This window comes from Streptomyces sp. NPDC102462 (assembly GCF_044765425.1).
GTDB lineage: Bacteria > Actinomycetota > Actinomycetes > Streptomycetales > Streptomycetaceae > Streptomyces.
Window position 1 is genome coordinate 91,307 of sequence record NZ_JBIWKB010000002.1, and the last position, 12,754, is coordinate 104,060.

At 72.7% G+C, this 12,754-nt stretch carries 12 protein-coding genes; 5 read left to right on the forward strand and 7 right to left on the reverse strand.

Going from position 1 to position 12,754, the window contains the following annotated elements; genetic code table 11:
• Positions 1-97 precede the first annotated feature (97 nt).
• Together ACIRFL_RS02565 and ACIRFL_RS02570 are read right to left on the reverse strand one after the other, a co-directional pair.
• Positions 98-1,357, reverse strand: coding sequence for an Ig-like domain-containing protein (locus tag ACIRFL_RS02565; protein ID WP_404023280.1), 1,260 nt, complete (start codon positions 1,355-1,357; stop codon positions 98-100).
• Positions 1,358-1,562: 205 nt separating this feature from the next.
• Positions 1,563-1,907, reverse strand: coding sequence for a hypothetical protein (locus ACIRFL_RS02570; RefSeq protein WP_404023281.1), 345 nt, complete (start codon positions 1,905-1,907; stop codon positions 1,563-1,565).
• A gap of 109 nt (positions 1,908-2,016) precedes the next feature.
• Here ACIRFL_RS02570 and ACIRFL_RS02575 point away from each other — a divergent pair, with 109 nt between their 5' ends.
• Positions 2,017-2,343, forward strand: a complete 327-nt coding sequence (locus tag ACIRFL_RS02575) for an LPXTG cell wall anchor domain-containing protein (protein WP_404023282.1) — start codon at positions 2,017-2,019, stop codon at positions 2,341-2,343.
• 87 nt (positions 2,344-2,430) lie between these two features.
• Here ACIRFL_RS02575 and hutH read toward each other — a convergent pair whose 3' ends face one another.
• From hutH to ACIRFL_RS02590, 3 genes are all read right to left on the reverse strand, one after another.
• A complete protein-coding gene (gene hutH / locus ACIRFL_RS02580) occupies positions 2,431-4,008 on the reverse strand; it encodes a histidine ammonia-lyase (protein WP_404023562.1) in 1,578 nt (525 codons plus the stop codon).
• Between the two features lie 132 nt (positions 4,009-4,140).
• Complete coding sequence (locus ACIRFL_RS02585; protein WP_404023284.1) at positions 4,141-5,283, reverse strand: diguanylate cyclase domain-containing protein; 1,143 nt, start codon at positions 5,281-5,283, stop codon at positions 4,141-4,143.
• Positions 5,284-5,500: 217 nt separating this feature from the next.
• Positions 5,501-6,295: an enoyl-CoA hydratase/isomerase family protein gene (locus tag ACIRFL_RS02590; RefSeq protein ID WP_404023285.1), complete on the reverse strand. Its 795-nt coding sequence runs from the start codon at positions 6,293-6,295 to the stop codon at positions 5,501-5,503.
• 1,194 nt (positions 6,296-7,489) lie between these two features.
• Between ACIRFL_RS02590 and ACIRFL_RS02595 the strand changes: the two genes are divergently transcribed.
• Positions 7,490-7,975: a hypothetical protein gene (locus ACIRFL_RS02595; protein WP_404023286.1), complete on the forward strand. Its 486-nt coding sequence runs from the start codon at positions 7,490-7,492 to the stop codon at positions 7,973-7,975.
• A 13-nt stretch (positions 7,976-7,988) separates the two neighbouring features.
• Here the strand turns inward: ACIRFL_RS02595 and ACIRFL_RS02600 are convergent, their stop codons facing one another.
• On the reverse strand, positions 7,989-9,143 hold the full coding sequence (locus tag ACIRFL_RS02600) for an adenylate/guanylate cyclase domain-containing protein (RefSeq protein WP_404023287.1): 1,155 nt from the start codon (positions 9,141-9,143) through the stop codon (positions 7,989-7,991).
• 415 nt (positions 9,144-9,558) lie between these two features.
• Entirely contained in the window at positions 9,559-10,425 is an 867-nt protein-coding gene (locus ACIRFL_RS02605) for a biotin--[acetyl-CoA-carboxylase] ligase (RefSeq protein ID WP_404023288.1), read from the reverse strand.
• Positions 10,426-10,537: 112 nt separating this feature from the next.
• Between ACIRFL_RS02605 and ACIRFL_RS02610 the strand changes: the two genes are divergently transcribed.
• From ACIRFL_RS02610 to mmpB, 3 genes are all read left to right on the forward strand, one after another.
• Positions 10,538-12,130 carry an acyl-CoA carboxylase subunit beta gene (locus ACIRFL_RS02610; protein WP_404023289.1) on the forward strand — a complete coding sequence of 531 codons (1,593 nt, stop codon included), beginning with the start codon at positions 10,538-10,540 and terminating at the stop codon, positions 12,128-12,130.
• Positions 12,131-12,147: 17 nt separating this feature from the next.
• Positions 12,148-12,357 (forward strand): acyl-CoA carboxylase epsilon subunit, encoded by a 210-nt coding sequence (locus ACIRFL_RS02615; protein ID WP_404023291.1) that lies wholly within the window; start codon positions 12,148-12,150, stop codon positions 12,355-12,357.
• Positions 12,358-12,622: 265 nt separating this feature from the next.
• Positions 12,623-12,751 (forward strand): morphogenic membrane protein MmpB, encoded by a 129-nt coding sequence (gene mmpB, locus ACIRFL_RS02620; protein WP_404023293.1) that lies wholly within the window; start codon positions 12,623-12,625, stop codon positions 12,749-12,751.
• Positions 12,752-12,754 lie beyond the last annotated feature (3 nt).

A 12,754-nucleotide genomic window follows, 5' to 3' on the forward strand; every position in this document is an offset into this window, starting at 1 on the left:
CCCCGCGGCGCCGGTGACCGGGGGGCCGGGAACGAGCGATGCCGCCCCCGGGGGCCGGGGACGGCATCGGTCGAGCGGTGGGGCGGCGCGTGGCGGCTCAGACGGCCGAACCCGCCTTCCACTGGGCCCAGTCCATGTTCCAGCCGTTGAGGCCGTTGTCCGGGGCGACGGTCTTGTCGCCGGTGTTCTGGACGACCACGACGTCACCGATGATCGAGTTGTTGTAGAACCACGAGCCCGCCGTGTTCGGGTCGTTGGCTCCCTTGGTGTCGGACAGGCCGACGCAGCCGTGGCTGGTGTTGACCGCGCCGAAGATGGACTTCGCGCCCCAGTAGTTGCCGTGCACGAAGGTGCCGGAATTGGTGAGCCGGATGGCGTGCGGCACGTCCTTGATGTCGTACTCGCCCTTGCCGTCGTCGTCGGTGAAGCCCACGGTCGCGCCGTTCATGCGCGTCTCCTTGAACTTCTCGGACATCACCATGATGCCTTCGTAGGTCTTGTTGTCGGGCGAACCGGCGGAGATCGGGATGGTCTTGACGGTCTTGCCGTCCTGCGTGACCTTCATCTGCTTGGTCTGCGCGTCGACGTACGAGATCTGGTTGCGGCCGATGTGGAAGGAGACCGTCTTCTGCTGCACGCCGTAGACGCCGCTCGCGCCCTCGACGCCGTCGAGGGCGAGCTTCAGGGTGACGGTGGAGTTCTCGGTCCAGTAGTCCTGCGGGCGGCAGTCCATGCGGTTGGCGTTGAACCAGTGGCAGGCGACCTCCTGGCCGCTGCTGGAGGTGACGGTGATGCCCTTCTGCACGGCGGCCTTGTTGGTGATCGCCTTGTCGAAGTTGATCGACACGGGCATGCCGACGCCGACGGTGGAGCCGTCCTCCGGGGTGAAGCTGCCTATGAAGCTGTTGTCCGGGGAGACCGTGGTGAAGGACGCGTTCTCGTGGGCGATGCGGCCCTCGGAGTCCTTCGCCTCGGCGGCCACCTTGTAGGTGGTGGAGCGTTCCAGCTGGGCGCTGGGCTTCCAGCTCGTCCGGTCGGCGGACAGCTCGCCCTGGACGTCCGTGCCGTCGGCCGTGGTCATCGTCACATTCGTCAGGGTGCCCTTGGCCACCGTGACGGCGGCGGAGTTGTTGATGGAGGCGTTGTTCGAGCCGTCCTTGGGTGTGATCGTGATCTGGGCCACGGACGTCTTCTTGGCCGCCGCCTCGTCGACCTTCGCCTGCGAGGTGTCCTTGCCGCCCTCGGCCTTGGCATCGCCGCCGGAGCACCCCGTGAGCACCAGCACACCACCGAGCAGAGCGGACGCGGTCAGCAGACCCTTGCGCCGCTTACTGTCCGTAATCACACGTTTCTCCATCGTTGCCGATCCGCGAATACCCCGAGAACCCTGTTAAGAGCCTTCAACGCTACGACCGTTTCATCCCGTTCCACACCCTTCGGATGTGTGGGGCGCACCACGTTCGCCGGAGCGGGGTGGTGCGAGCTTCGGTCCGTGCGCCCTGTGAGACGACGAAACCCCGGACGGCGGTTGCCGTCCGGGGTCATGAATTCCCCCGGAACGCTCAGCCGATGCCGTCGTCTTCTTCGTCGCCCCCGACATCATCCTCGTCCAGGTCCCAGTCCGGCGAATCCGGGTCGTACTCGGTCCGCTCGCTCGACCAGGACGCCTGCTGGAGTTCGACCCCCGGCACCTTGCTGACCAGGTCGAACGGATCGACGAGATAGGCAAGGGCCTCGGCGGTGTCTTCCGTCACAGCCTCCTCGGCGTGGGCGCGTTCCGCATCCGGCATCTCCGGATCGTCGGCGACCCGGCGCACGGCGGCCTTGGTCACAGCGTCCGCGTTCCCCACTTCGAGGACCAGCTCCACGCGAAGGCGCACAAAACGTGATGTCTCTGGAGTGCTCATGGCGGGAGCGTACGGCCGAAACCTCCCGTGACTTTCCTGTGACCCGCGACTTTCACTAACATCGCTCCGCACGGCCAATTCGCCAGCGTCACAAGGGGATCGATATTCCGTGTCATCCGCTCGCCGTCCGCTGCTGACCGCCACCGCCGCGGGCACCCTCCTGGGCGCCCTGTGGTTCGTCCCGTCCGCGAACGCGACACCGGACGCCCCGGCGAGAACGCAGTCCCCGGCGGCGCAGATCACCCAGCAGGCCAGAGCTGTGTCGGCGACGGACGCGGCGGACGCACCGGCCGCGGACGGCACCGCGGACGGTGTCGAGTTGGCCGACACCGGCAGCTTCGACACCACGCCGTACGTCGTCGGCGGCACCGTGCTCCTCGCCCTCGGCGCCGGCTTCGTGGGCTACTCCGTACGCCGCGAACGGCTCGGTTTTTAGGCACGCTTGACGCTTCTTTGACCGGCGCCTGCCGCACCGCGGGGTGCCGCCAGGAGCCCGGACGGACGCCGGGCCCCCGCGCGGCAGCTACCGCAGCGGCCCGGTGACCGCCTCCACCGCGGCGACGAGCCCCCCGCCGCGCACGAACGTGTCCGCCGCCGCCAGGTCGGGCGCCAGGAACCGGTCGGGACCGGGACCGCTCACCCCCGCCGCCCGTACCGCCTCGACGGCCGCCTGCGACGCGGGCGCCGGTGTCCTTCCCTCGCGCAGTTCCAGGGCCCGGGTCGCCGCGTACAGCTCGACGGCGATGACCCGGCTCAGGTTGTCGACGGCGGTGCGCAGCTTGCGCGCGGCCGACCAGCCCATGGACACATGGTCCTCCTGCATGGCGGAGGACGGGATGGAGTCCGCCGAGGCGGGCACGGCCAGCCGCTTCATCTCGCTGACCAGAGCCGCCTGGGTGTACTGGGCGATCATGAGCCCGGAGTCGACGCCGGGGTCGTCCGCGAGGAACGGCGGCAGGCCGTGGCTGCGGTTCTTGTCGAGCAGCCGGTCGGTACGGCGCTCGGCGATCGACGCGAGGTCGGCGGCGGCGATGGCGAGGAAGTCGAGGACGTAGCCGACCGGGGCGCCGTGGAAGTTGCCGTTGGACTCAACGCGCCCGTCGGGCAGGACCACCGGATTGTCGACGGCCGCCGCGAGTTCCCGCTCGGCGACGAGACGCGCGTGCGCGACGGTGTCCCGCCCGGCGCCCGCGACCTGCGGGGCGCAGCGTACGGAGTAGGCGTCCTGGACGCGCGGCTCCTCGTACGGGATGGCGGCCGCCCCGCTGCGGGCTGCGCCGGCCACCCGGGGCAGGCCGGTCAGCTGGGAGCCCTTGAGCACGGCGAGCATGTTGGCGGCGCTCGCGGCCTGGCCGGGGTGCGGCCGGATGGCGTGCAGTTCGGGCGCGAGCACCTTGTCCGTGCCGAGCAGGGCCTCAAGCGACAGGGCCGCGGTGACGTCGGCGGACTTGTAGAGGGTGTCGAGGTCGGCGAGGGCCATGATCAGCATGCCGAGCATGCCGTCGGTGCCGTTGAGGAGGGCCAGCCCCTCCTTCTCGCGCAGTTCCACGGGCCGGATGCCGTGCTCGGCGAGCAGGTCGCCCGCGGGCCGTACGGTCCCGTCGGGTCCCTCGGCGTCGCCCTCGCCCATGAGGGTCAGCGCGCAGTGCGAGAGCGGGGCCAGGTCGCCGGAGCAGCCGAGCGAGCCGTACTCGTGGACGACCGGGGTGATCCGCGCGTTCAGCACGTCGGCCACGGTCTGCGCGACCTCCGGCCGCACGCCCGTGTGCCCCGAGCACAGGGTCCGCAGCCGCAGGAACATCAGGGCCCGTACGACCTCCCGCTCCACCCGCGGGCCCATGCCGGCGGCGTGCGAGCGGACGATGTTGCGCTGCAGTCGGGCGCGGAGTTCCGGGCCGATGTGCCGGGTCGCCAGGGCGCCGAAGCCGGTGCTGACGCCGTAGACCGGATCCGGCTCGGCCGCCAGCGCGTCCACGATCTCCCGGGCCGCCGCGAGGGCCGTCACCGCCTCGGGCGCGAGCTCGACCCGGGCGTCGCCCCGTGCCACGGCGAGGACGTCGGACGCGGTGACGCCGGACGTCCCCACCACCACAGTATGCATATCCATATTCAGGAGCGTACGCATTGAATGTCACACTGTCACTAGTGGGGACCGGGTTCGCCCCTTACCGAGGAGGGCCCGCGAGGGGTGCCCGGGAGGAGCCGTCGGCGCCACCGCCTCACGGCCGCCGCCTCACGGCTGGCGCCCGCGGAAGCGGCGCCGCTCGGCCCGCGCGGGCGACGGCTCGTCGGCCAGCCGCACGACCGGATCGTCCGGACCCTCCCGCCCCGCGACGACCGGCCGCTCGGCGCGCTCCGCCTTGGCCCGGTACTGGGCCGCGTCCGCGAGCCGGAACAGCCGGCGCGCGGAACGCACCGGACCGATCGCGTCCGCGGTCGAGGCGACCCCGCACGCCACCCCCTCCCCCAGCTCCAAGTCCGCGGCACGACGGCACAGTTCGTCCGCGGCCTTCACCACGTCGTCGGCGGGCGGCCCGACCGCGAGCAGACAGAACTCGTCGCCGCCCAGACGGGCCACCAGGGCGCCCGGCACCATCGCCCCGCACAACGAGAGCACCGAGCCGAAGCGTTCTAGGAGGCGGTCGCCGACGGCGTGCCCACGGGTGTCGTTGACCCGCTTGAGCCCATTGAGATCGCACACCACGAGGCTCACCACCACACCCTCCGCGCGGTGCCGCTCGACGGCCTCGTCGAGCCGCATGTCGACGGCCCGGCGGTTGGCGAGCCCGGTGAGCGCGTCGGTGAACGCGAGCCGCCGGGCCTCCTCCAGCCGCTCGGTCTGCGCGATCCCGGCGGCGACGACCGCCGCCAGCACGGTGGCGAAGCCGGCGTCGGCCCGGTCGAAGACCGGCGCCCCCGTGCCCCGGGCCACATACAGCTCGCCCCAGGCGCGGCCGTGCAGCACGATCGGCGCGACCACGCAACAGCCGCGCCCGCGGCGGCGCAGCGCGGTGACCCGCCGGTGGAAGTAGCCGGGGCGTCCGGCCGCGGTCCCCTCGGCGGTCTCCACCCAGGCGTGCGGGCCGCCGCCGAGCGCCCACCGCTCGTGCAGGAACTCGGTGATCTCGGGGAACTGGTGCACCGGGTAGGTCTCGTTCTCCGGGAACTCCTCCTCGTCCGGGGCCCGCTCCCCCACGTTCACGAGGACCCGCAGCCGGCCCCGGTCGCGCTCCCACACCGACAGCGCGGCGAAGCTGCCGTCCAGCGCCCGGCAGGCACCGCTCGCCGCCGCCTGCCAGGACTCCGCCGGCGCGTGGGCCGCCGCCATCCCCTGGGCCAACGCCACGACGGCCGCCAGCCGCTTGTCCTCACCCATCACTCCAGGTTAGGGACGTTTGGTATGAACGGGGACATTGTTATGCCGAACAGGTGCCCCGGAAAGGCGACGGATACCTCCTGGGGGCGACGGGTACCTTCCGGGAGCGGTGGGGGCTTTGCGGGAGCGGTGGGGGCTTTGCGGGAGCGGTGGGTGCCTTCCGGGACGGCAGGGCAGTCGGGGAAGGGGCGGGCCGACGGTCGGGGGTTTCCTCGGGTTACTCGCCCGGCCATTGGGGCGTGCGCTTTTCGTTGAACGCCGAAACCCCCTCCGCCCGGTCCCCGGAGAACGCCACCGAGCGCCAGGCCGCGTCCTCGACCTCCAGCCCGGCCCGCAGATCCAGCCCGTGCCCGAGCCGCAGCGCCCGCTTGGCCGCGCGCAGGCCGACCGGCGAGTGGCCGGCGATTCGGCCCGCCAGGGCCAGCGCCTCCTCGCGGTCCCGGCCCTCGTCCACCACCTGGTCCACCAGCCCCAGCTCACGCGCCTCGGCCGCCGCCACCCGCCGCGCCGAGAAGATCAGCTCGGCCGCCCGCGCCGCACCGACCCGGCGGGGCAGCAGCTGGGTGCCGCCCCCGCCCGGGATAACCCCCACGGACACCTCGGGCAACCCCACCACGGCCGTGCCGTCGGCCACGATCAGATCGCAGGACAACGCCAGTTCGAAGCCGCCGCCCAGCGCGTAGCCGTGCACGGCGGCGATCGTCGGCATGGGCAGCTCCAGTACGCCGGTGTAGGCGCCCCGCGCGACGGGGCGCTGCCGCACCAGGTCCGCGTCACTGAAGGAGTTCCGCTCCTTGAGGTCGGCCCCCACGCAGAACGCGCGCTCGTGCGACGAGGTCAGCACCACCACCCGCGCGTCCCGGTCGGCGGCGAGCGCGGCACAGGCCGCCGCGATGGAGCGGGCCATGTCCGTGGAGACGGCGTTCATGGCCTTGGGCCGGTCCAGTACCAGTTCCGCGACGTGACCGTGCCGCCGCACCAGTACGAACTCCCCGAACCGCTCCTCGCTCATGACACCCTCCGGTTAACGCGGGTTAACTCACTGACGCCCCGATCATCGCAGCCGGGCCCCGCCGGGGAAAGAGGTGACCCGGAGGTCCACGTTCGAGTGACAATCCCCGGACTCCCCGTCGAGCACCCGAGCGAACGCATAACGTGCGCTGCGCCATGGCGCATCGGGGGGCGCGAGCGGGGAGGAATCGCGATGACGCAGACGCACAGGGGCGCGCACCCGAACACACCGGACGCGCAAGACACAACGCACACTTCAGCGGTCCCCTCCGGGGCGGCGGGCCCGGCGGGGACATCAGGGTCGGCGGGCCCGGCAGGCGCCCCCGGGACGGCGGACGCATCCGGTTCGGCGGGCTCGTCGGGCTCGGGCCCGGCGGCCCCCGCAGACACATCTGCTGCGGCAGGTCCGGCGGGAACAGCAGGCCCATCGGGAACGGCGGGCTCGTCTGGACCGGCGGTCCCGGCGGGCGCATCTGATGCGGCAGGGTCGCCGGGAACAGCAAGGGCATCGGGTACAGCAGGGTCGCCGGGAACGGCAGGTCCGCCGGATACGGCAGGCCCATCGAGGCCGGCGGGCTCATCCGGGCCGACCGGGGCGGCCGGGCCACCCGGCTCGGCGGACCCCCCAGGTTCCGCGGCGGTGGGCTCGGCGGGTGCGTCGGCGGCGTCGGGTACCCCCGGCTCGACGGACCCGGCCGAACAGGCACGCCCAAGCGACGCACCGGGCTCCGATCACTCCAGCAAGCCAAGCAGCCCGCCAGAGGCGCCGGGGGCGGCGGCTGCGTCGGGCTCCAGCGACACGTCCGCGCCGACAGGAGCCGCGGGCGTACCTGATCCCGTGGGGCCGGCGGACGCAGCGGGCGCGGCCGACTCGGCGAGACCGGGGCCGGGGCCGGCCGGTCCGGGGGACGAACCGGCGGCGGAGGCGACACCGGGCTCGGCAGACGCACCGGCGGCAGAGGCGACACCAGGCTCGGCAGGCGTACCGGCGGCCGAAACGACACCAGGCTCGGCAGGCGTACCAGCGGCCGAAACGACACCAGGCTCGGCGGACGTACCGGCGGTCAAGGGGGCGGCAGGCTCTGGGGTGGTGGGGGGCGAGGGTGGGGCGGGGGCTCGTGCGCGGCGGGGACGGCATCGTAGGCGTCGCCCGCGCAGGGCACTGGCCGCCGTCGGTCTCGTACTGGCCGTCGGTGTGCTGAGCCTCGTCAGGGTCTCCCCCGAGTCACAGGTCGGCGGACCCGGCACCGCCGAGGCGGAACCCAGGCCGGGTCAGGCCGCCACCGCCGACCGGTCGACGCGTACGGCCGCCACGGTCGGCACCACCCCGACCGGCCGGCCCCAGGCGACCCCCGAACAGGACGGCACCGACGCCCCGGGCACGGCCACCTCGGACCCCTCCGCCACACCGGCTCCGGGACACTCACCCTCCACCGTCACGCCCCCGCGCGCGGACGCGCCCGGCGCCACGGCCGACCCGGCGGTGCCCGGCGCCACCCCGCCGCCGACGGCCACCGCGAGCGCAGCGCCACCGCCCGCACCCACCCCCGCACCCGGCCGGACCTCCGCCGCACCGGCACCCGCCCCGTCTCCGTCCCCGACGCAGGACCGGCCGGGAGGCGGCGTATGCGTGCCGATCCTCAACCTGTGCATCGGCCTGTCGCTGGCCGGCGGTTCGTGACCGGCCGTTCCCGTCAGGACGCGCCGTCACGCCGGGTGAGCAGCCAGGGCTCGACCACCCCGAGTCCGCGGACCGGACGCTGCCACATCGGCTGCAGCGCGAAGCGGTACGCCGGCGGCTCCTCGCCCTCCTTCTCGGCGGCCGCCGCGGCCTCGGCCGCCTCCGCCTCCGATGCGGGCGCCTCCCCGGTGCGGATCAGCTCCTCGGCGAACGCGCTGTCCACGAGCACGGCGTCACGCGGCGCTATCGACGTCAGCCGCGAGGCGAGATTCACGGTCGTACCGAAGACATCGCCCATCCGGGTGGTCACCGTGCCGAACGCCATCCCGACGCGCAGTTCCGGCATCGTCTCGTCGTTCGCCATCGTCTCGATGAGGCGCAGCGCGATCTCGGCGGCGGTGCCGGCGTCGTCGGCGGCGTACAGCACCTCGTCGCCGAGGGTCTTGATGAGCCGGCCGCCGCGGGCGGCGACCAGGTCGGCGGCGGTCGTCTCGAAGGCCTCGACCAGCTCGCCCAGCTCCTCCTCCTCCATCCGACGGGTCAGCCGGGTGAACCCGACGAGGTCGGCGAAGGCGACCGCCAGCCGCCGGTCCACCATCTCCTCGTCGTCGCCGGCCTGTACGACCCGGCCGGTGGCCGCGGCCAACTGGCGCCGCCAGACGTAGACCAGGAACTCCTCCAGCTCGGGCAGGAGCAGTTCGACCAGCGGATACGTGACCTCCGTGCGGGTCATGCCCGGCTCGGGCGGCTCGGTCAGCCCCTCCAGGAACGAGTCGATCTGCCACTCGGCCAGCCGGGCGGTGGTCTGCCCGGTGGAGCGGGCCACCTGCACGGCCATGGCCTCGCTCAGCAGGCCCGCCTCGACGAGGCCGGCGAGGCGGCGCAGCGCGAGCACGTCGGCCTCCGTGAGGGCCTTGGCCTGGCCGATGTCGGCGAAGCCCATGGCCCGCCAGAAGCGCGACGCCAACTCCATGGAGACGCCTGCGCTGCGGGCCGCCTGAAAGGGGGTGTAGCGCCGCTCGGCGCCCAGGATGAGGGTTTCCAGGCGCAGGGTGAGCGGATCCTCGCCAGGGTCGGCGGCTTGGGGGTCCCCCTGGTCGTACGGCGCTGGGGGAGGGTTCACCCGGCCGTCCGCGTCCGCGCCGGAGCCCGTGTCGTCGACGGTCACGCCTGCTGCCCTTCCGATCTGCCGCGGTCACGTATCGACCGGCCTCAACTCTACGGCAGGTGTGCGCCAGCTCACTCCGTTAGGTTCGGCCGGGGGTGATGTGCTCGGTGTCGGTGCGGTTGGCCCTGGTTGTGGCGGGGGCCCACCGGGGGCTTGCAGCCCCCCTGCCCCCGCAACCAGTCTGGGGGTCTTGGGCGCCGTACGCAGCCGCGGGCACGTCGTGGCTGGTCGCGCAGTTCCCCGCGCCCCCCTTCGGGGACATCGGCCGTCTGCCGTCCGCGGCACCGTCGTGGCCGGTCGCGCAGTTCCCCGCGCCCCCCTTCGGAGACATCGGCCGTCTGCCGTCCGCGGCACCGTCGTGGCCGGTCGCGCAGTTCCCCGCGCCCCTTACGGGGCGCAACCGGCGAGCGGTGGGTCAGGTGGGGCGTAGGTGGATGATGTCTGCTGCGGACACCGGTTCCTGGATGCCTTCCGGGGTTGCGATCACCAGGCGGCCGTCGCCGTCCACCGCCACGGCCTCGCCCACCACGGCCCGGTCGCCCGGCAGCTCCGCCCGCACGGTGCGGCCGAGGGTCGCGCAGCCCGCCGCGTAGGTCTCCTGCAGTCCGCTGACGGAGGGGTCGCCGCCGGCCGAGCGCCAGCGTCCGTACCAGTCCTCCAGCGCACGCAGCATCGCCCGCAGCAGCGGGTCACGGTCCGTGCTCACGGCCCCGGCCAGCGCCAGCGACCCGGCCTGCGGCACCGGGAGTTCCGCTTCGCGCAGAGTGACGTTGACGCCGACGCCCACGACCACGCCGTCGTCCCCAGCCCGCTCCGCGAGGATCCCGCCGGCCTTGCGCTCCTCGCCGCCCACGGTCACCAGCAGGTCGTTGGGCCACTTCAACGCCGTGTCGACGCCCGCGGCCCGGGCCAGCCCGGTGGCCACCGCGACGCCCGTGAGCAGCGGCAGCCAGCCCCAGCGGGACACCGGCACCTCGGCGGGGCGCAGCAGCACAGAGAAGAACAGCCCGGAGCGGGCCGGCGCCGTCCAGCGGCGGTCCAGCCGGCCCCGCCCCTGCGTCTGCTCCTCGGCGACGAGCACCGCACCCTCCGCCACGTCGCCCGCCGCGGCCCGGGCGACCAGGTCGTTGTTGGTGGAGCCGGTGCGCCGCACCACCTCCACCTCCGTCCACAGGCCGCCCTCGCGCACCAGCCCGCGCCGCAGCGCCGTGCCGTTGAGGGGCGGGCGGTCCAGGTCGGACCACCGGTTGTCGTTCGCGTCTGCTGGATCTCGCGGCGTCATGCAAGCCACCCTAGGTGTGGTAAACACCGCACTGTCGACCGATAGGGCCGCCACTACGCTGCGGATCAGCAACCGTCCCCCCTTTTTTGAGCAGGCAGGGAGCCGCATCCCGATGTCCGAGCCGGAAGAGCGTCACGAGATCGACATCCACACGACCGCCGGGAAGCTGGCGGACCTCCGGCGCCGTATCCAGGAGGCGACGCACGCCGGCTCCGCACGCGCCGTGGAGAAGCAGCACGCCAAGGGGAAGCTGACGGCGCGTGAGCGGATCCGGCTGCTGCTCGACGAGGGGTCGTTCGTCGAGCTGGACGAGTTCGCCCGGCACCGGTCCACGAACTTCGGCCTCGAACAGAACCGGCCGTACGGGGACGGCGTGGTCACCGGGTACGGAACGGTGGACGGCCGGCCCGTCGCCGTGTTCTCCCAGGACTTCACCGTCTTCGGCGGCGCGCTGGGCGAGGTCTACGGACAGAAGATCGTCAAGGTGATGGACTTCGCCCTGAAGACCGGCTGCCCGGTCATCGGGATCAACGACTCCGGGGGCGCACGGATCCAGGAGGGGGTCGCCTCGCTCGGCGCGTACGGTGAGATCTTCCGCCGCAACACGCACGCCTCGGGCGTGATCCCGCAGATCAGCCTGGTCCTCGGCCCGTGCGCCGGCGGTGCCGTCTACTCGCCCGCGATCACCGACTTCACGATCATGGTCGACCAGACCTCGCACATGTTCATCACCGGCCCGGACGTGATCAAGACCGTCACCGGTGAGGACGTCGGCTTCGAGGAGCTGGGCGGGGCCCGCACCCACAACACCGCCTCCGGCGTCGCCCATCACATGGCCGGGGACGAGAAGGACGCGATCGAGTACGTCAAGCAGCTGCTGTCGTACCTGCCGTCCAACAACCTCAGCGAGCCCCCGGCCTACCCGGAGGAGGCGGACCTCTCCGTCACGGACGAGGACCGCGAGCTGGACACACTGGTGCCGGACAGCGCGAACCAGCCGTACGACATGCACACGGTGATCGAGCACATCCTGGACGACGCCGAGTTCTTCGAGACCCAGCCGCTGTTCGCGCCGAACGTCCTCACCGGGTTCGGCCGGGTGGAGGGGCGGCCGGTCGGGATCGTCGCCAACCAGCCGATGCAGTTCGCCGGCTGTCTCGACATCGACGCCAGTGAGAAGGCCGCGCGGTTCGTGCGCACCTGCGACGCCTTCAACGTGCCGGTGATCACCTTCGTCGACGTGCCGGGGTTCCTTCCCGGCGTGGACCAGGAGCACACCGGCATCATCCGGCGCGGCGCCAAGCTGATCTTCGCGTACGCGGAGGCGACGGTTCCGCTGATCACGGTGATCACCCGCAAGGCGTTCGGCGGGGCCTACGACGTCATGGGCTCCAAGCACCTCGGTGCCGACCTCAACCTGGCCTGGCCCACCGCGCAGATCGCGGTCATGGGCGCGCAGGGCGCCGTCAACATCCTGCACCGCCGCACCATCGCCGAGGCGGAGAACGCCGAGGCGACCCGGGGACGGCTGATCCAGGAGTACGAGGACACCCTGCTCAACCCGTACGTCGCGGCCGAGCGGGGGTACATCGACGCGGTGGTCCTGCCGTCCGACACCCGTCGCCACATCGTGCGCGGGCTGCGTCAGCTGCGCACGAAGCGGGAATCCCTGCCTCCGAAGAAGCACGGCAACATCCCTCTCTAGAACCGTCGGGAGGCGGCATGAACATCAAGGTCGTACGGGGGAATCCGACCCCGGAGGAGCTGGCCGCCGCGCTGGCGGTGGTCCGCGTCCGCGCCGCGGCGGCGGCCGCCGCGGCGTCCGGCGCGCGGGCCCCCGGGGACGCGTGGTCCGACCCGGCCCGCATCGCCACCACCCACGTCCCCCACCCAGGCCCAGCCACCTGGCCCCGCACCTACTGGCCCAGCTAGGCGCTCCGCTGGGAAGGCCGCGATGTGCCGTCGGTCGTCTGCGGCACCATCGTGGCCGCTCGCGCAGTTCCCCGCGCCCCTTCAGGACCTACCCCAAGCCGCCAACACCAAAGGGACGCGAGGAACCACGCACAGCACCAACGACACCGCGCTCCCCTAGGCTCCTAGGGGCGCGAGGAACCGCGCACGGCGCCACAGACACCGCCCACCAACTTGAGTACCCGTACTCAGGCCCCCCACCCCGCCCCAGCCCCACGCTAGTGGCATGCTGTGGTCGGACCCCGAGGACGAGCCGCCCGAGGAACTGCGCGAGGCGCAGGCCATGTTGCGGCGGCTCGGCCTCCTCATGGCGCTGGGCATGGTGCTCGCAATGATCGTCGCCGGACTGAGATGACCC